Raw genomic sequence first — 19,853 nt, 5'->3', positions numbered from 1 at the left:
GAGCCGTATGTAAATATATTTTGATTCAATTAGTTTAAAAAACTCTCTTAAATTCAGACTAGGGTGGCTTTAGTCATTAAGGCTGCCCTTTTCACTTAACAAAATGTACGAATTGATGTGTATAGTGTTGGAATATTCTTATTTTTGCAGGAAATTTTTGTGAAATGAGAAAGATAACCCACTATATACTGTACATTCTGATTGCTTTTACAGCCTTTTTGAATATCCAATGCAGCGGAAACCGCAAGGAGAAAACACTGCTTCCGGAACTGGCTCACGCTGAATCCGTGATGTTTGATCATCCGGACAGTGCGCTTCATATCCTGGAAGCCATGCCGATGCCTTCAGCACGCCGGGATAAGGAAAACCATGCGCTGTGGTGTCTGCTGATATCACAGGCAAAGGTAAAACAGCTGATGAAAACCTCCTCTGATTCCCTTGTGAGGATTGCATACAATTATTACAAGCCTACCGATAATGCCCGTAGAAAGGCGATGTCTGCTCTTTATATGGGGGATATCAATTATGAGCTCGGCAATATAGAGGAAGCCATGCAGTATTACTTGGAAGGTAAAACAGAGGTGGAGAAAACAGACGATTATAAGACCGGATATCTGATAATGTTTTCTTTAGGGAAGCTGTATTTATTCCGTAATTTTGCAGATTATGCACTTGAAGCTTGTACCGCAGCATACGATTATGCTGTGAAGGATTCGAATAAGCGTTATCAAATGACTGCTTTAAGATACCTGGCCAGGAGTTATTGTCTTACAAATGAGCTTACAAAGGCAATCGATACATATAATAAATGTGCTTCATTAGCTTTGGAATTAGGACTTGGCACAGACCGATATTATTATAAAGTTCAAACCGAGATTGCTTTAGTTTATTCCAATAGCGGAAACTTGGAAAAGTCTTTGGTATTGTCAAAATCATTACCGGTTGAGTATCAGTCATCATTGCTGATTGGTTCAAATTATTTAATGCTAAATCAGTATGATTCTGCATATTTGTATTTGAATAAGGCATTAAATACGGACAATGTTTACACAAAAAAAGAAACATATAGAAATCTATATCGATTAGGCGATATCCCCCAATACCGTAAATACCTGAAAACCTATTGCGATTCTCTTATTTTCTATACCGACTCTGTCATGTCCTTAGACAAAGGCAAGGAAATCATAGCCTATAAGGAGAAGTACGACCATCAGAAACTCATTACCGAACAGCAGCGTTTGAAGCTGGAGAAGGCAGATGCACAGCGTTTGTTGTTTATCATCACGATATGCCTGATTGTGGTTATAGCTGTTGTTGCTTACCTCTATCAGAAACGGCTTGTGAGAAAGGAAACCACCATCCGCAAACAGTCTGAACAGCTACAGGACTACATGCTTCAACTTCACGAATACGAGACACGTCTCATGCAGAACAACCGCTATATGGAGGAACTGCAGGAGCAGATAGCGGGTCAGGAAGTTAATTCTGAAGATATAGAATCATACCGTGAACAGATAGACAGTCTTCAGTCAGAGAATAGCAGGCTGTCTGAAAATATAGCCACTATGCAAAATCACATTGCCGAATATACCTCTAAACTTGACAAGGCCCGCCGTGATACTGAGAAGTTCCGTAGTATATCAGAAGAGAACCTTAACCTTAAGCAGCGTGAACGTATGCTTGCCGACTATGTTGTGGATAATGACAGACTTGTGAAGGAACTGAGGGAGAAATGCCGTGTTCTTGATGATATGGAATGGGAGACTCTGGAGAAAATGTGCGAAAGTACGTACGGCAATTTCATGAGCCGAATGCAGAGTATCTGTCCGACACTGACTAAGCAGGAACTTCATCTTTGTATCCTGATCAAGCTCCGTTTCAGCAACACTCAGATGTCTGAGATATTCGGTGTAAGTGTCTCTTCGGTATCCCAGAAGAAGTTCCGTCTGAAGAAGCATTTGAGTGAATCGTTGGAAGGCGGTCTTAATGAGGATATGACGCTAGATAGGTGGGTGGCAGAGTTCTGAAAATAGAAAATGTAGAGATTGACATAGTTGTATAATACGGCATAATGCGCATATAATTAGTGCATTATGCCGTATTTTGTCAGTAGCTAAATGTAGAGATACTTTTTAAATGGTGTATTGTTATATGTTCTAACTTTGCATTCGGAGATATAAACCATGAGCAATAATAACCTAAAAAGTATCTTTAATAATGAAAGCGATTAAAACTTTTTTATTTACATTTTTAATGGTTTTCTTGCCGGTAATTCTATCCGCACAGACCGTAAGCGGAAAACTTATTGACGAGAAGAACCAACCTTTATCATACGCCAATGTGGTGCTTTTATCCTTGCCGGATTCTGCATTTGTTAGCGGAACCATCAGTGGTGAGGACGGATCTTTCACACTTGAGACAACATCGGAAAACCAGATAGTTAGAATATCCTCCATCGGATATAAGACTGTGTATAAACCAACTTCTCCTGCCAATATTGGTATTGTGCAGCTCGTGTCTGACGCACAGATGCTTGGTGAAGTAGTAGTAAAAGGTGATTTGCCCAAAATGCAGCTGAAAGGTGATGCAATGGTTACTACTGTGCAGGGTAGTATCCTTGAAAAAGCAGGGACAGGGGAGGATTTGTTGGACAAGCTTCCTGGAGTATCAGCCGATGATGGAGAAGTCCGTGTGTTCGGTGCTGGTGCTCCGGAGATTTATATCAACGGTCGTAAGGTACGGAACAATTCTGAACTGAGCCAGCTTTCTTCCGACAACATCAAAAGTGTGGAAGTGGTGAATAATCCCGGTTCGCGCTATGACGCGACAGTGAATGCCGTTATCCGAATCAAAACCAAGAAGCCGCAAGGAGAAGGTTTCGGTTTCGATAACCGTTTCTATACAGAGTATCGTTATGACTGGACGGTAAACGATGTATTTGATTTCAATTATCGTAAGGGAGGTTTTGATTTGTCGGGTATGATTTCGGGTAATGACAGACGCAGCGAAAACAACAAACACATCGAACAGGAAACTTTTCTGGACCGCACATGGACACAGAAATCTTATTTGTATAACTGGAAACATATTCAGAACATAGCTGCAATGCTGTCACTCAATTACCAGTTTAATGAAAACCATTCACTGGGTATGCGTTATAATTATGACCGCACTCCTAAATTTCACGATGATATTGATATGCAGACGGATGTAGCTCAGAACAATATTCCTTATGAGAAAAGCAACAGTGGGGGATGGCAGAATCATGTAAGTTCAGGTCATACGTTGAATACTTATTATAACGGACAGGTGGGAGACTGGCATATTGACTTTAATGCAGACGGGATTTGGCAGAAGAACAGAATACCGCAGGAAATGCTGGAAGAAATTATTTCGGCAGACGGTGAACGGAAAGAACAGACTGTTACCAGTGAGAGCAATGATAAAAATACACTGTATGCGGCAAAACTTGTGGCGGAACATCCGTTATGGAAAGGAAATTTCTCGTTAGGCAGTGAATATACTTATACCAATCGTCTGAACAGTTATAGGAATGTTGAGGGAATTCTGGATGATGACGAAAGTCGCATCCGCGAAAACAGTTTTGCTATTTTTGCAGAATACGGTTTCCGTATCAGCCGGTTACAGGTGAGGGCAGGAGTACGATATGAGCATCTGGCATCGGATTATTACGAGGAAGGAAAGCGAATAGACGAACAGAGCCGCACATACGATAATGTGTTCCCTTCCGTTTCTCTTTCGCTGCCTGTAGGCAAGGCCCAGTTGCAGCTGAGTTATACCGGAAGCATTTACCGTCCTCCTTACTGGATGCTCCGAAGTAGTACTACGTATGTAAACCGTTATACTTACGAAGGCGGAAATCCGTTTTTGCGACCTTCGGTTATAAACAGGCTTTCGTTTAATCTTTCGTACAAATGGTTGTATTTCAATACGCGTTATATTCATGGCCGTGACGCAATCATTCAACTCAATCAGGCTTATTCGGAAGATGACCCGACTGTTTCTTTGTTCAGTTATTACAACAGGTATGGGTCGGATAAACTTTATTCCAGTTTGACACTTGCTCCAACCATAGGTATCTGGTCTCCTCAGCTTACGCTTATGTTACTTCAGCAGTGGTACAAAGTAGATGTACCCGGTGGCGTGGAAAATTTTAATAATCCTATTGGGTCGTTTACGTTCCGTAATCACTTCAGTTTGCCGCTCGGATTTGGACTGGATATAGATTTGGGAGCAGATACTCCGGGAGATAATGAAAATGCGTATGTAGCTGAAGGTTGCTGGTATGCTAATGTGGGTTTATACAAAAGTTTCTTTAATGAACGTCTGAGTATCAGGCTTCAGGCTGATGACTTGTTCAATTCCAGCACTGCCAAAACTGTTTTGTATAGCGGAAACAGGGTTATGACGATAAATCAGGAAGTTCGCCGCAGTGTAGGTTTGACCCTACGTTATAAGTTCAATGCAGCAAAGAGTAAGTACAAAGGAACCGGAGCAGGGGATAGCCAGAAGAGCCGTTTGTAGGTCTTGTCTAAAATCCAATAACGAACTTGAATAAATAATTTTAAATTTTATATATGAGAAACCTATTACTTTTTATTTTCAGTGCTTTTACAGCCATTGCATTAAAGGCACAGACACCCTCTATCGAGGCGTTGCGTACATGCGCAGCTGAAAAGGGAATGTCTCCCAAAGAATACATATTCAAGCAGTTTGAGAAATCGGATATAGTAGTGCTGGGTGAGCGTGACCACCGTGATACGGTACAATACGACCTGATTCACGACATCCTGACCGATCCTCGTTTTGCCGAACAGATAGGATATGTTTATACCGAAGTCGGCTCGTACAACATGAATGATGATGTGAACCGCCTGCTGCAAGGCAGTTATCCGACGGAGGCGGCTTTCATGGACAGCCTGTATACCTATTATAGAAAGTCGGAGACCTTCTATCCAATTTGGGAGAAATACAACCGCGTTAAATTCCTGAAAGGTATATATGAAATAAACCGTACCTCTCCAAGGAAAATCAGGCTTGGACTGACCGACCGTGAGTTCTCATGGGACGAGATTCGTATTGTAGAAGACTACAAGAATTTCTGGGAATCTCGCACAGTGAACTACCGCGACAGTTTAATGGCTACCCATATTTCGGAAATGTTTGCCCGCCAGATACCCTTGAATGGGAAACGCAAGGCTTTGGTTATAACCAGTCAGCCACATGCCATCAACGATTCGATGATTCTCAAAAAGAGTAATACTGTTTATGGAGCACAGGGTTGGTGGATGAAGAAAATCTTTGGAGAAGAACGAGTCAAAATCGTGGTACTGAACTGGTTTGATTACAACCTGTTTGACGGAAGTAATTTCCCGATGACCGGAGAAGGACATTGGGATGCAGCCTTTGAACTGTTGGAATGCCGTCCGTTTGCTATTGATCTGAAAAATACACCTTACGGAGAAACTGCTTACAACGGTCACGTCGGAGGTACCACGACCAATGTAAAGAACAAGTGTTGGCAAGATGTGGCTGATGGGCTTATCTATTATGCTCCCCTCTACGACCATGTTGCTGCTTGGGGTATTGAAGGTCTCATAACCAAAGAATTTGAACCGGAGATAAAGCGCCGTCTGACTATATTCTTCCAAGTAACACAACCCGGTGCAGAAATACCCCTGGATGTTGCCATTGACGAATACAATGTTTTTCATGCTTATCCGGCAGCTATCAAAAGCAAAGAGGAAGTAAAAGAGTTGATAAAGAAGGTGTTGGAAAAGAAACCTTGACCTTACTTATTATTAACCCGATGGCTATCTATATAGGTGATAACCAGAAGAACCGTATGTAAGAACAACATCAATTTCATTTATAGATACTCTTTGAGCATATAGGGGTGATAGGTTTGTCACCTTTATATGCTTTTTCTTTGGGTGTTATTTTGATTTTGTCACAGAATCATCCTTTGTACTCTCTTATTAATCGGGAGGCCTAACACAAGCTATCAGGACAAGTATTACCATTTTATGAAACTATGATCAATCTTTTTCTCTCTCTTTGGCTGAAGTTCTTCCTCCTACTGCTTCTTCAACTTTATAAAAAACAGCCAAGATTGTCTTGGCTGTTTTCTTATCAATCAACGGAAAAGCCTTTGAACTTAATATCTGAAGGGATATCTGGTTTATGATGTTCTTCCGGTTCATCAGGCTTCAGTGCGTAAAGTATAGACTTTATATCCTCCCTTACCTTCAGAGTGTATTCCTGTATGCTTTCGGCATGGCTCGGTTTCTCCAGCTGTGCCGGGATTGGCCGTTCTGCCTGTCTGAATTTCTTTCGGAAAAACGGTACATTGCTTTCCACCGCTATACCGTAAAACTCCCCAGGCTCCAGAGAAAGGAAGCTGGAAGGTTTGGCTGCGTCCCTTTCTTGTACTGATTCGCTGGTTCCTGAAGTCCGGTGAAAGCCTGTCCTCGATTGTGATGCGGTTGTATAGACTTTATCTTCCTTCCCAAATTGGCGAGAAAGTCTTTCTGCCGTTATGCTCGAAGATACCCTACCATAAAAGTGAGTATTACAGGACGCAAACAGCACATCGGCCTTTTCCTTGCCGTAACCGTCAGAAAGCTGTGCAAGATCCTGGCACATCAGGACTGTAGATATTTTATTGCTTCGTCCCGTGTTCGGCAATATATCAAGACCAGGTATATACACAGTCGGAGCTTCATCGATCATTACAAAAGAAGGAACTTTGCCGGGTTGGTTCATCAGCTTTGTGGCCACTGTTATAATAAGACTGCATAACGGTGCAAAGGTCTGTACAAGGGTAGGATATGTCCCTACGGTTACAATAGCCGGAGAAGAAGGATTGTTCAGATCCAGAGAAAAATCATTTCCACCAAAAATATACATCAGTTCCGGAGTGTTTATCTGTGCTATTGCAGACTGCAAAGTTCCTACAACTCCGCTGACTTGTCCGTCTGCTCCCCTCTCCATTGCACTGAAAATACTCATTGTCATTTGTGCGGTTTGCGGATTCTTCTGCAAAAGCCGGAGAAGATCCTCGTCCTTACTCGATACCAAAGCGCACACATGAGGTATATCGCACATGGCCGGGTATTCTTCTTTCAGGAACCAGATACAGGCAGTTAGAAGGTCTGTTGCCGACCTGTTCCAGAAATCAGGTTTCTTTATACTCTCTTTTATCAGGTTGGCCACAATAGCCTGTGCAAACTCTCTGGCATAGCTTGTATTCAACAAATAATCTGGCTGTATAGGATTTACTCTCGGTGACTGTTCCGGGTTATTCAAGTCTATATAATGGTGCTTTATCTCATTCCCGTTTGCACTGATAAAAGACTGTACATCTTGCCCCAAAGTAGGGAACTTAAAATCATATACAAGACCGGAAAAACCGTTTCTGATAAACTCTGACAATAACGGCACAGCTATACTTTCAGACTTTCCAGATCCGGCAGCACCCAAAACAAAAATACCCCTGAAAGGGTTTCCGATAACAATCGGCTGTCCTGAAGATGTATATAACCGTATAGCTTCTTCAGGTATTACTTCAGCTGGTTTCTCCTTCGGTTTAGGTTTCTTGAAATACTTATAACCATACCAGGCAATACCACCGAAAACAGCCCACTGAAGTACAAAGACTATAATACGGCCAATAATATCAATGACAAAGGAAAGGATATATCCGGCTATGGCCAGAAATATACTACCTACAATAAACAGAATTAAGATTCTGATAATACCTGTCATTATGTCCTTTCTTTGTTCCATACGCTTTTGATTTTGTTACATAATCAAATTTACATTCCCATTCCAAAACCCCGGCTTCTTTTCCTGGGCTGGTCGAGTTCTTCCTCCTTTTGCTTCTTCCGCTGTGGTGTATCAACCGCAAGAACGGCCACAACACCATAAAGGTAGCTGTCCAGGGCACTACAGACAAGTCGTGGCACCTTAAATGCGAACACATCAGCAAGCAGTACACCACCAACCTCGATGATGTTATCCTCGTGAAGTGAACATTTTAAGTTGTTGAATATTGAATATTAGAGCTTCTTTATTACAAAATATTACTTCTAAAATTATATTTAACTGATTATTGATACTATATTTGCATATTCGTATTATTAGTGTAATAATAAAGTGCAGATAATTTGAGTTAATACAGAACTATAAACTACTATAATCAAAGTAATATGAAAACAAAGAATTTATTTGGAATACTGATGCTATTCCTGTTTACATTTGCCTTTATCAGTTGTGATAAAGATACAGATAATAGCAAACAGATATTTCATCTGTCGTTTGAAAAAAACTATTACGAACGCCCTCTGACTGGTGCCAAAAACATCATGATAAGAGGAGGTAACAGAGATTACACTATAGAAGTGAACAATCCTGAAATATTAGAAGCTACAATAGATTTGTCAAGCCCAATTGGTATGGGAGATTTGGAAATTCACCCCAAACAGACTGGAGAAACAATAGTAAAAGTCCATGATAATATTGTAAATGAGACCGTAGAACTGAAAATAAAGATTGTTGATGACTATTTAAATTTGGTACTAGCAAATCCTATGCAATCACCATATAATGAAGGGGATGAATTTTTCCTCATTAACAACGAATCAAGAAGTTTCTATTTGTACGATGATGATAGAGACTTAAAGCAGACTGGTAGTTACAATTTTATCGTAGAGAAAAGTGTACCGTACATGGAATTAACCTTCAATGATAAATTAGAGAACAAATCTGTTTATAAATATGATTTGACAGGTACAAGTGAAAAAACCTTTTTTGCTTTAAAAATACTATTAGGTTGGGATTGGCAAGAACAGATTGAAAGCTTGGAAACAAGAGAAATTTCTCCTGCCATTATGAATGCTAAAGACATAGAAACAGGAGTTAAGTATTATTTTGTTGTCGGCAATCATGATATTCCTGAAAATGTTTTAGATATAAGCGATTAAGATTTTCTTTGGACGCTTTTACTTTTCCGATTTGATCCTAATGCCCCCTGTATCAAAATACAGGGGATAAACATACCTCATGCGAGCATGTATCTGTAATTTACATACCCATTCCAAAACCACGGCTTCTTTTCCTGGGTTGGTCGAGTTCTTCTTCCTGTTGCTTCTTCCGCTGCGGTACCTGGTTGATATCTGGAACCAGGGAAATACTGTTTCCCTGTTGTTGGATTTCTTCACGGACTTGTTCCTGGCGCGGTTCCTGAAGATCCCGGCTCCATTCGGCTTTCATCTTTTCAAGCCGTTCATGGTTCACACGTTCCGCCCACTCCTTTTTCTGGAAGATTTCTTTCGGGCTTCCGTTCTTCATGGTATTGAGATAATCGAAGGTCTGTTCCGGGGCCCGGTCATACCCTGTGCGCTTGTCAAATGAAGATTCACACTTTCGGAAAAAATCTGTCCTGTCGAAACCGCCCTTCACGTTTCCGCAGTTCTTCTTTCCGGTGTGGTTGGTCTTTGGACTTAGCTTCCTGGTGTTGCTCCTGTCCTTCCGGCTGACGATGATATGTGCGTGCATGTCGTACCGGTCGGCTCCCTTCCTCTCAAAATGGATCTTCCCGTAATACTCGATATCCTCTTTGTTCAGGCCTTTTCCAAACCCTTCCGCATAGTGCTGCATCACATCATCACGGACATACTTTCTCATGACTTCAGCCTGTTCCTTCTCTGTCTTGCCCATTTTCTCCAGCTCCCGGCTGGAAGGGCTTACCGTGATCACATAGAACTTCGCATCGTTCCGGCTTAATTTTGCCTTGTTGTTGTCTATCTTGAAGGTTACTTCCTGTGCGCTTATATAGTCACGTGAGTTATTGAAAAACGGCTGCACTTCCTGGCCGTTCTTCATGCGCTCCAGATCCTCATGCTGGAGGTAGGTCGTTACTCCTGTGCAGCTCCCTGTATTGGCATAGGTCCCGGAACCGCCACCCTGAATTTTTATATTCATAGTCCCCTCCTTTCCTTTTCCCTCTCATAGACTTTGTTTATATCATCGAGTAGCCCGGTCTTTCCTTTTGCATCGAGGAAGGAAACTATATGTTGCATGGCTTTAAGTTGTGCTGTTTCGTTGGCTTCTATCCGCTTGAAAATGGCCTGCTGGTTCTTCCTGATAGTTGCATCAGAATCCCGTACCGCTCTTTCAGCTCTGTCAATAGCTTTTCCCTTTTCGCTGGATTGGTTCATCACCTCGATGAAAAGTTCGCTGTTCTCCTTCAGGAACCGCCTGAACTTTTCTTCCGAAAGTAAGGATGAAAGGCTTATGGTTATCTGTGTGCTGGCTCCGGCCAGAGCTTCACAAGCCGGACGCACAAGATCCGTTTCCTGTTTCTTCAGGAATGCGAACACCTGATCCATGCGCTTGATAAGCTTCTGCATTTCCTGTGCCGGGCTTTCATGCTCGACCGGGTTTATACCGTACTTCTCAAAATAGTTTATAGCATGTGTAAGGAACTCCATTTTTGACACATTGTTTGCCTTGGCCAGACGGTCAAGTTTAGTAAAAGTAGTACGTTCTACTGCTACCGTTGTTTTGCTGTCTTTTTCCATGATATTATAAGGCTTATTATAATGAATAAATATACTAACTTATTGGTTTACAAGATAGTATATTTATTCATTATAACCAAATTATATTAGTATAATTTCCTAAATAATTGATTTACAGCTAAAAACCCCGTAGGGCAAGAGGAAAAAACAGGGCTTGCCCGGTTTCCTCTTGCTGTTCTATCGAACACCCTCCCCAGCGCGAAATTAGCAAAGGGGACGGGGAGAGATAGAACCTATCCCACACACGTGAACACCCACGAAAACCGCACACCCGGTACACAACAGAATTACCCAACAAAACCGCACAACAGGCCATTTCCGGAACACCACAAAAAACTCATCGGTCGGGGAGCGCCGCACGGCAAGGGGCGGGACCACCCGTCCCGACGAGTGCAGCCATTTGCAGTGCATATCCAAAATAAAAGTCAGCAGAACTTACTTTGTTATTGAAGATCTACTGACTTTCTAAAATAGTTATGTTATTTTTTCTTCTTTCCAAACAATTCTGAATGACTGCCAAGCCTAACCAGCTTTACGACTTCATCATCAATCCATATCAAAAGAAAATCATTTTCTACGTGACATTCCATGTGACCTGCATAATCACCTGAAAGCATATGAGGTTTAAACTCTTTTGGAACGTCCTCACAACGTTCCAGGAATCCTACAATTTCATAAAGTTTTTTCAGTTTGGTATTATCATTCCTGTACCGTTTCAGGTCTTTCCGGAACTGGCCACCAGTCTTAACCTCTCTCATTCACTACAGGATTTTATAAAGTTCTCGAAGCTGCTTGTATCAACTTTCTTCAGGTTTTTCCCGGCACGAGCTTCTTCTATGGCCGCTTTGGTCTCTTCGTTTGGTTCTGTGTACATGGCATCCATAAGAAGACATTCCACGAAGTTGTTTAAGCTCCGATGTTCACGTTTGGCAGCACTCTTCAGCATGTCCAGAAGGTTGCTGTCAAGTCTGAATGCAGTTAGTTTCTTTATTGCTACTTCCATATTGTTATACTTTTTATTGCAAATGTATAACAATATATATCAAAAACAAAAAAAATAAACACAAAAATACTAATATATACATTTTTTAACGCGCCAGAAAAAGCCGTTCCCAAAACCCTCCTCACTCCCTAAAGGGAGGGTTCTCTCTTTCTCTCTATTGTCACAATTTTGGGGCAAAAACAAGGTCATTTTTCCCCTAAAATCCGCTTTCTTGTTAGAATGTCTTTGCAGAATATCTTGTACGAACGTGTTTTCAACATTGTAATGTATTGATTTTCTGAATTTTACAAATAATAAAAGGGCACAAAAGATACTCAAATTGCTAAAGATATGCTACAAAAGATACTCAAATTGCTAAAGACACCCCCCACAAAAGATACTCAAATTGCTAAAGATACCCATAAAAAATACCTTTTTTTTTGGTTTATTATTTTTCATATCGTATATTTGTAAAAACAACCCCTAAAAACAAAACGTATGGCAAAAGGTAAAAACTTGGTACCGTTCATTCCTCCAACTGAAGAGGAAATAATGCTTATTCAGCCTAATAATGTAACTTTTGGGCAGTACAATATTTCTGAATGGCAAGAAAACTTGCTTACTCTTATCAGTGACAAACTACAAAAGCACATATCAAGAGAGGAAGAACTGCCACGGGATTTGTTTAACCAGCCTTATGTTACTATAAAATGCGATGAAGCCGGGGGGAAAAACCATAAAACAATGGTATTAAAAGAAGCTCTGGACTTGACTAAAAAGATATTTTCCTTTCGCTGGGTTCATCCCAAAATACACAAGACCATAGAAACAACAGGTGCAATCATCACAACAATACACAACATAAAAGGGACTAACCAGGTAATGCTTAATATAAACCCTTGGGCTATTCCATTCTTGATCTATTACGGTGTTGGTGTCGGAGGTACAAGATATTCCAAAGGGCTTGCTCTTGGGCTTCGTGGCAACTACACAAAAAGGCTGTATAAGATAATTTGCAGCCAAAGGGATAGAAAACAGTATTACTACCCGATACTTCAGTTAAGAAAAGATCTGGAGATACCGGAAGTCTATTCTAATGCCCAGATAGACCAGAAAATTTTACGTCCGGCAAAGGAACGCATCAAGGAAAGCGGTTCTGATGTGTGGTTTGATTATGAACTGATTTGCAAATATCCAATTAAAGGAAGAAAGCCCAAAGCTGATACAGTTGTATTCAATATCAACACTCTGCATCCACGAGAGGAAGGAGGGGAACAGTACGAACAATATTCATTTGTTTACAGGTGGATCAGTAATGCAATGGATAACCCTACAAATAATAAAGCAGTAAAGGCTGTAGATAAAATAGCAGAACTCGGGAGGCTTAAGAATGTGTATGAAAGGTGCTGTTATTACGATGACAGAGTATGTACAGGAGAAATGACAAGAAAGCACGCTGAAAATGCACTGCTTAAAATGTTAAGAGAAGAGTTCGGTATAAAATAATTTGATTCTGTCACACAATCAAAAAAATTAAGATATGAAGGAAGGAGATTTGATTTTGGTATCTGCTGAAGCCACAGGCTTAGGGAAGCCAATGGAAGCCGTTATAGACAAGATTGAAACATTCATGGGACAAACCCTTGTAACGGTCACTTACACGCAACCAGACGACTTATCCGGCTTCGGTGGTTGTTTTGTAGATATACATATAACAAAGCTATAATATATTTTTTGTAGAATATGTATATTACTAAATATATTCTTTATATTTTTGCACATAAATCATTGATATGCAAGAAAAAACAAATATACAAACATCAACTTTAAGAGTGCCGAAAAGCATACTTGAGGAAATAAAAATATATTGCCGAAAAGCCGGAAAGCCTGTCGGTGAATGGGTTGAAACAGCCTGGAAATTCATAGAGAAGAATGACTTCGATATCTATGATAAGGAAACAACACCATTTCTCCCTGTACCTCCAGACATCGAGAAGGAAAGAAACCAGGTAGAAGCCCTTTGTATGCTTATGAGCGAGTTTATAACAGCACAGAAACAGATACAGCTTCCGGCTCCAGAGCTTATCGCAAAGGCAGCTGAAGAAAAAGTACGTGCTGAAATGAAAGCTGAAGAACAGGCAAAAGAACTCCAGGTTCTTCAGGAAGAAAACAACCGATTGCGTAACGAAATCAAAGTTCTTCAGGAGTATAAGGAAAAAGCACACCGGGAACTATGCCGGGTGCGTGATGAACAGAAAACATTCGGGAAAATAAAAGTAAATACAGAACTATAAATTAATATACAATGAATATAAAAATGAAAAGTCTTACAATTAAAAAATGTTTTGTCTTGTTACTTTTGATATTATCAAGTAACATTTCTGTTGCGCAAGATTGCCTTGACAGCGAATCTTATTATCAATACATTAAAAATAATGGGCAACCACATTTGGAATATGTACTTGATAAAATACGTTCACATTCAGTTGTTGCAATAGGGGAAGATCATTGGATAGATGCTCACCCTCAATTCTTGTGCGAACTGATAACTGCTTCAGCAAAAGATTCAACGGCGAATATTGATGCGGTGGCTGTTGAGTTTGGATCCGAAAGGTATCAGTATCTTGCAGACAGCCTGATAAAATCCCCAGTTTACAGAGAAGATTTGGTCTTTAAGATTTTGCAATATACACCTGATGATTTGGGTAATCCATATAAAGAATATGCAGATGTTTTCAAATCTGTATGGGAAAATAATCAAAAGAAACCTGAAAATCTCAGAACACGTATCCTTTTAGTGGATCCGGCGTATATACAAGATTATTTTGACGGAAAGGACTATGTATATACGGGCTCACGTGATGATAATATGTTTGATCTCATAAGAAATTATATCATTAAACGATCACACATAGTATTTTATGCTGGAGCTGCGCATACCTTAGCACGTATAAATGGTACACGTCAAGGGGATTACTATTACAATTGGCCTTCAGCTGGCTTTTTACTCAAAAGCTGTTATCCTCAAGATGTATTCATCATCAATTTATGGGGTGGTCAAATGGGAAGCAGAGGCTATATAGAGAACAGTCAGACAAGGTGGAATCTTATAGTTGACGGTGTAATAGATAACGCATTTCAGAAAAATGGTAATAAACCTGTTGGATTTGATTTAAACGATGATTTTCCTTTATTAAGGACAGAAACTTATTTCGCTAATCCTACAATAAAACTGTCAAGTTATGGCGAGAAAGGTTCGCCTTACACAAAAGAGCAAAAACTTAGTGATATATGTGATGGTATTGTTTTTATAAAACCTGTTTCAGAATTTAATGGAATTAAACTTATAAATATTTATGATAATGAATTTATCGAGAAGGCAAATAAACGTACTAAAGGCTCTTGTAAAACAGCAGAAGACATTTTGAAAACTGTAAAAGAATGGCATCCGATTCTACAGTTCTAAGGCTTTTATATGAAATAATAAAAAACAGCCAAGATAATCTTGGCTGTTTTCCTATCAATCAACTGAAAAGCCTTTGAACTTAATATCTGAAGGGACATCCGGTTCCTGATGTTCTTCCGGTTCATCAGGCTTCAGTGCGTAAAGTATAGACTTTATATCCTCCCTTACCTTCAGAGTGTATTCCTGTATGCTTTCTGCGTGGCTCGGCTTCTCCAGCTGTGCCGGGATTGGCCGTTCTGTCTGTCTGAACTTCTTCCGGAAAAACGGCACATTGCTTTCCACCGCTATACCGTAAAACTCCCCAGGCTCCAGAGAAAGGAAGCTGGAAGGTTTGGCTGCGTCCCTTTCTTGTACTGATTCGCTGGTTCCTGAAGTCCGGTGAAAGCCTGTCCTCGATTGTGATGCGGTTGTATAGACTTTATCTTCCTTCCCAAATTGGCGAGAAAGTCTTTCTGCCGTTATGCTCGAAGATACCCTACCATAAAAGTGAGTATTACAGGACGCAAACAGCACATCGGCCTTTTCCTTGCCGTAACCGTCAGAAAGCTGTGCAAGATCCTGGCACATCAGGACTGTAGATATTTTATTGCTTCGTCCCGTGTTCGGCAATATATCAAGACCAGGTATATACACAGTCGGAGCTTCATCGATCATTACAAAAGAAGGAACTTTGCCGGGTTGGTTCATCAGCTTTGTGGCCACTGTTATAATAAGACTGCATAACGGTGCAAAGGTCTGTACAAGGGTAGGATATGTCCCTACGGTTACAATAGCCGGAGAAGAAGGATTGTTCAGATCCAGAGAAAAATCATTTCCACCAAAAATATACATCAGTTCCGGAGTGTTTATCTGTGCTATTGCAGACTGCAAAGTTCCTACAACTCCGCTGACTTGTCCGTCTGCTCCCCTCTCCATTGCACTGAAAATACTCATTGTCATTTGTGCGGTTTGCGGATTCTTCTGCAAAAGCCGGAGAAGATCCTCGTCCTTACTCGATACCAAAGCGCACACATGAGGTATATCGCACATGGCCGGGTATTCTTCTTTCAGGAACCAGATACAGGCAGTTAGAAGGTCTGTTGCCGACCTGTTCCAGAAATCAGGTTTCTTTATACTCTCTTTTATCAGGTTGGCCACAATAGCCTGTGCAAACTCTCTGGCATAGCTTGTATTCAACAAATAATCTGGCTGTATAGGATTTACTCTCGGTGACTGTTCCGGGTTATTCAAGTCTATATAATGGTGCTTTATCTCATTCCCGTTTGCACTGATAAAAGACTGTACATCTTGCCCCAAAGTAGGGAACTTAAAATCATATACAAGACCGGAAAAACCGTTTCTGATAAACTCTGACAATAACGGCACAGCTATACTTTCAGACTTTCCAGATCCGGCAGCACCCAAAACAAAAATACCCCTGAAAGGGTTTCCGGTAACAATCGGCTGTCCTGAAGATGTATATAACCGTATAGCTTCTTCAGGTATTACTTCAGCTGGTTTCTCCTTCGGTTTAGGTTTCTTGAAATACTTATAACCATACCAGGCAATACCACCGAAAACAGCCCACTGAAGTACAAAGACTATAATACGGCCAATAATATCAATGACAAAGGAAAGGATATATCCGGCTATGGCCAGAAATATACTACCTACAATAAACAGAATTAAGATTCTGATAATACCTGTCATTATGTCCTTTCTTTGTTCCATACGCTTTTGATTTTGTTACATAATCAAATTTACATTCCCATTCCAAAACCCCGGCTTCTTTTCCTGGGCTGGTCGAGTTCTTCTTCCTGTTGCTTCTTCCGCTGCGGTACCTGGTTGATATCTGGAACCAGGGAAATACTGTTTCCCTGTTGTTGGCTCACTACCCGGCCTTGTTCCTGGTGCTGTTTCTTAAGGTTCCGGCTCCAGAGCTTATCGCAAAGGCAGCTGAAGAGAAAGTACGTGCTGAAATGAAAGCTGAAGAACAGGCAAAAGAACTCCAGGTTCTTCAGGTAGAAAACAACCGATTGCGTAACGAAATCAAAGTTCTTCAGGAGTATAAGGAAAAAGCACACCGGGAACTTTGCCGGGTACGTGATGAACAGAAAACATTCGGGAAAATAAAAGTAAATACAGAGTTATAAAATACCATTAAGGTAGCCGTCCAGGGTAGCACAGACAAGTCATGGCACCTGAAATGCGAACACATCAGCAAGCAGTACACCACCAACCTCGATGATGTCATCCTTGTGAAGTGAACTATTAAAATATTCGGGATGTTCGATAATATATTGATATATTTCTGTATTTTTTTCAGCTTTTTCAGTCTATTTTTAATATTATAATCTATATTTGTAGCAATTTAGTAGATATTTTAAGACCAAAGAAGTTTATATTTCTCTGTTTCAACTATTTGTAACATAACTGATATGAATTTATCTTATGATTATTACTAATATCATAAGATATTTTTTTGTGCTACAAACAGGAAAGACAGGAATATATAAGTGAATATAATTATAGAACTATTACAATGAATTTGATTAAGAAATGTTTAGTGCTGACAGTAATCATACTACCTGTAAGTTTGTCCGCACAGACAGTTAGCGGAAAATTGATTGACGAGAACAACTTAAATAATAAATTAATATTCTTATGACTAATAAATTAATATTTTCTATTTTTATTTCCTTATTTATATCATGTGCTTTTTCGACTATTAAAGCTCAAACTGATGTTCGCCCTTATAAAGAGTGGGAAGCTACCCAATTCGTTGCTGTTAGTGGACATCAACCTGAAGATTATGTTCTTACTGATAATAATTGGGAAATAATGTATAATTTACGTACTCCACATACCCAAAGTGAACTTCTTGATATGGGGATAAAATGTTCTGATAGCCAATTATTATTGTTGGAAGTAGGAGGGCTGATTAATAAAACAAAAGGAAAATGGAAATGCACAATTCCTATTCTCGATAAAGAACAGACTACATCTTTAAGAAATGTCAGTAAGGAAATTGCGGCATCTATGTATTCAAAAACTAAGAATGATTTTGTCTCTCTTGTACATACAATCAAGGAAATGGGATTTGAAAACAATGCACTTTCATTGGTCTTTTCATATCTTTTGGACGGTAGGATGTGGACAAAGCTTGTTTTATTTGATGATATAAACAACCATGCTGGTTGGAGCGGTTGTTATTGGGTTTTATATGAGCCACGCAAAGACCTTAAATTCGGTACAAATGGTTTCGGTGATATGAATTTGATATTAACCTATCTCAACAGTGAGGTTTCGCCAAGCAGTAAAACGATGGATGATAGTGCTGATGAAATATCCCAATATGGTAAAATAAACAATCCGCAACTTATCTCTAAACTCATTCCATACGGCTTGACAAACCAAAGCGGAGACATTCTGTTTCCTATCATAAAAAAACAGCAAGATAGTTTTCATCAAATTATTGATAAACTTGTTAATTCCATTTCGTCAGAACTTAAAGACAACTGTGGCAATATCGCAACTCAATATGATATAAATGATGAAAATACAGCAATGGTGATTTTGTATCATGAAGTTATGTGGTATTTAATGGATAATCTGATCCAGGATAAAGTGTTAAACATACCAGCTGTTTTTAAAGACGAAGAAAACAACAAACAACGATTGAATGAAGTCGTTTTTTTTATTGAGGGTGGATTGATGCAATAATATCTATTCAAAAATTATCAGATGCAGATAAAATTTTGCGGTAACAGTCCGCTATAAATTCAATACAGCCAAGAGCAAGTATAAAGGAACCGGAGCTGGCGACAGCCAGAAGAACCGTATGTAGATCTTGACTAAAATCCAAGAATGAACTTGAATAAATAATTGTATATTTTATATATGAGGAAGTTATTGTTTTTTATTTTCAGTGCTTTTACAGCCATTGCATTAAAGGCACAGACACCCTCTATCGAGGCGTTGCGTACATGCGCAGCTGAAAAGGGAATGTCTCCCAAAGAATACATATTCAAGCAGTTTGAGAAATCGGATATAGTAGTGCTGGGTGAGCGCGACCACCGTGATACGGTACAATACGACCTGATTCACGACATCCTGGCCGATCCTCGTTTTGCCGAACAGATAGGATATGTTTATACCGAAGTCGGCTCGTACAACATGAATGATGATGTAAACCGCCTGCTGCAAGGCTGTTATCCAACGGAGGCGGCTTTCATGGACAGCCTGTATGCCTACTATAGAAAGTCGGAGACCTTCTATCCGATTTGGGAGAAATACAACCGCGTGAAGTTTCTGAAAGGTATATATGAAATAAACCGTACCTCTCCAAGGAAAATTAAACTCGGACTGACCGATTGCGAGTTCTCATGGGATGAAATCCGTACTGTAGAGGACTACAAGGATTTCTGGAAGTCTCCTGGTTTGAACAATCGCGACAGTTTAATGGCTACCCATATTTCGGAAATGTATGCCCGCCAGACACCCTTGAACGGTAAACGCAAGGCCTTGGTGATAACCAATCAGCCTCATGCCATCAACGATTCGTTTATTCTCAAAAAGAGTAATACTGTTTATGGAGCACAGGGTTGGTGGATGAAGAAAATCTTTGGAGAAGAACGAGTCAAAATCGTGGTACTGAACTGGTTTGATTACAACCTGTTTGACGGAAGTAATTTCCCGATGACCGGAGAAGGACATTGGGATGCAGCCTTTGAACTGTTGGAATGCCGTCCGTTTGCTATTGATCTGAAAAATACACCTTACGGAGAAACTGCTTACAACGGTCACGTCGGAGGTACCACGA

18 protein-coding genes and 1 pseudogene are annotated in these 19,853 nt (G+C 40.1%); 13 read left to right on the top strand and 6 right to left on the bottom strand.

Translation table 11 applies throughout. The features are described 5' to 3' along the window. Positions 1-164 precede the first annotated feature (164 nt). The 3 genes from I6E24_RS09995 to I6E24_RS09985 all read left to right on the top strand — a co-directional run bounded on the left by I6E24_RS09995 (position 165) and on the right by I6E24_RS09985 (position 5,810). Entirely contained in the window at positions 165-2,027 is a 1,863-nt protein-coding gene (locus I6E24_RS09995) for a coiled-coil domain-containing protein (protein WP_235328357.1), read from the top strand. 190 nt (positions 2,028-2,217) lie between these two features. Then, positions 2,218-4,545 (top strand): outer membrane beta-barrel family protein, encoded by a 2,328-nt coding sequence (locus tag I6E24_RS09990; RefSeq protein ID WP_235328355.1) that lies wholly within the window; start codon positions 2,218-2,220, stop codon positions 4,543-4,545. Between the two features lie 53 nt (positions 4,546-4,598). Further along, positions 4,599-5,810 (top strand): hypothetical protein, encoded by a 1,212-nt coding sequence (locus I6E24_RS09985; RefSeq protein ID WP_235328353.1) that lies wholly within the window; start codon positions 4,599-4,601, stop codon positions 5,808-5,810. 343 nt (positions 5,811-6,153) lie between these two features. On the opposite strand, the gene I6E24_RS09980 is transcribed toward I6E24_RS09985, so the two are convergent. Then, positions 6,154-7,809: a type IV secretory system conjugative DNA transfer family protein gene (locus I6E24_RS09980; RefSeq protein WP_235328351.1), complete on the bottom strand. Its 1,656-nt coding sequence runs from the start codon at positions 7,807-7,809 to the stop codon at positions 6,154-6,156. 89 nt (positions 7,810-7,898) lie between these two features. Between I6E24_RS09980 and I6E24_RS09975 the strand changes: the two genes are divergently transcribed. Further along, on the top strand, positions 7,899-8,054 hold the full coding sequence (locus I6E24_RS09975) for a DUF4113 domain-containing protein (RefSeq protein ID WP_235328349.1): 156 nt from the start codon (positions 7,899-7,901) through the stop codon (positions 8,052-8,054). Between the two features lie 177 nt (positions 8,055-8,231). Continuing rightward, the gene (locus tag I6E24_RS09970; protein WP_235328347.1) at positions 8,232-9,005 is read left to right on the top strand and encodes a hypothetical protein; all 774 of its coding nucleotides are present in this window, start codon (positions 8,232-8,234) and stop codon (positions 9,003-9,005) included. Positions 9,006-9,105: 100 nt separating this feature from the next. On the opposite strand, the gene I6E24_RS09965 is transcribed toward I6E24_RS09970, so the two are convergent. The 4 genes from I6E24_RS09965 to I6E24_RS09950 form a co-directional block, all read right to left on the bottom strand. Beyond that, positions 9,106-10,005, bottom strand: a complete 900-nt coding sequence (locus I6E24_RS09965; protein WP_235328346.1) for a DUF5712 family protein — start codon at positions 10,003-10,005, stop codon at positions 9,106-9,108. After that, a complete protein-coding gene (locus tag I6E24_RS09960; protein ID WP_172557073.1) occupies positions 10,002-10,604 on the bottom strand; it encodes a BfmA/BtgA family mobilization protein in 603 nt (200 codons plus the stop codon). The genes I6E24_RS09965 and I6E24_RS09960 overlap by 4 nt, the downstream gene beginning before the upstream one ends. A 479-nt stretch (positions 10,605-11,083) precedes the next feature. After that, the gene (locus I6E24_RS09955; RefSeq protein ID WP_204405142.1) at positions 11,084-11,362 is read right to left on the bottom strand and encodes a type II toxin-antitoxin system YafQ family toxin; all 279 of its coding nucleotides are present in this window, start codon (positions 11,360-11,362) and stop codon (positions 11,084-11,086) included. Further along, positions 11,359-11,607, bottom strand: a complete 249-nt coding sequence (locus I6E24_RS09950; RefSeq protein WP_008782592.1) for a toxin-antitoxin system protein — start codon at positions 11,605-11,607, stop codon at positions 11,359-11,361. Before I6E24_RS09950 ends, I6E24_RS09955 begins: the two co-directional genes overlap by 4 nt. A 477-nt stretch (positions 11,608-12,084) precedes the next feature. On the opposite strand from I6E24_RS09950, the gene I6E24_RS09945 reads away from it, so the two are divergent. From I6E24_RS09945 to I6E24_RS09930, 4 genes are all read left to right on the top strand, one after another. Further along, positions 12,085-13,092, top strand: a complete 1,008-nt coding sequence (locus I6E24_RS09945) for a replication initiation protein (RefSeq protein ID WP_204405141.1) — start codon at positions 12,085-12,087, stop codon at positions 13,090-13,092. Between the two features lie 34 nt (positions 13,093-13,126). Continuing rightward, positions 13,127-13,312 carry a hypothetical protein gene (locus tag I6E24_RS09940; protein WP_087407186.1) on the top strand — a complete coding sequence of 62 codons (186 nt, stop codon included), beginning with the start codon at positions 13,127-13,129 and terminating at the stop codon, positions 13,310-13,312. Positions 13,313-13,379: 67 nt separating this feature from the next. After that, positions 13,380-13,880, top strand: coding sequence for a hypothetical protein (locus tag I6E24_RS09935; RefSeq protein WP_235328344.1), 501 nt, complete (start codon positions 13,380-13,382; stop codon positions 13,878-13,880). 11 nt (positions 13,881-13,891) lie between these two features. Next, a complete protein-coding gene (locus tag I6E24_RS09930) occupies positions 13,892-15,052 on the top strand; it encodes a TraB/GumN family protein (protein WP_235328342.1) in 1,161 nt (386 codons plus the stop codon). Positions 15,053-15,106: 54 nt separating this feature from the next. On the opposite strand, the gene I6E24_RS09925 is transcribed toward I6E24_RS09930, so the two are convergent. Further along, on the bottom strand, positions 15,107-16,762 hold the full coding sequence (locus I6E24_RS09925) for a type IV secretory system conjugative DNA transfer family protein (RefSeq protein WP_235328340.1): 1,656 nt from the start codon (positions 16,760-16,762) through the stop codon (positions 15,107-15,109). Between the two features lie 191 nt (positions 16,763-16,953). Here I6E24_RS09925 and I6E24_RS09920 point away from each other — a divergent pair. The 4 genes and pseudogenes from I6E24_RS09920 to I6E24_RS09905 form a co-directional block, all read left to right on the top strand. Further along, a pseudogene (locus I6E24_RS09920) lies at positions 16,954-17,184 on the top strand (hypothetical protein); the annotation flags it as partial. 6 nt (positions 17,185-17,190) lie between these two features. After that, on the top strand, positions 17,191-17,298 hold the full coding sequence (locus I6E24_RS09915; RefSeq protein WP_289573108.1) for a DUF4113 domain-containing protein: 108 nt from the start codon (positions 17,191-17,193) through the stop codon (positions 17,296-17,298). Between the two features lie 397 nt (positions 17,299-17,695). Further along, a complete protein-coding gene (locus I6E24_RS09910; RefSeq protein WP_235328338.1) occupies positions 17,696-18,754 on the top strand; it encodes a hypothetical protein in 1,059 nt (352 codons plus the stop codon). 177 nt (positions 18,755-18,931) lie between these two features. Beyond that, positions 18,932-19,853 (top strand): hypothetical protein (locus I6E24_RS09905; protein ID WP_235328336.1); only part of this gene is annotated, 922 nt, incomplete at its 3' end.

It is taken from the genome of Bacteroides caecigallinarum, assembly GCF_021530995.1.
In the GTDB taxonomy this organism is placed as follows: Bacteria; Bacteroidota; Bacteroidia; order Bacteroidales; family Bacteroidaceae; genus Phocaeicola; species Phocaeicola faecigallinarum.
Note: the sequence above shows the minus strand (reverse complement) of the source record. Positions and strands in the feature narration are given on the sequence as shown.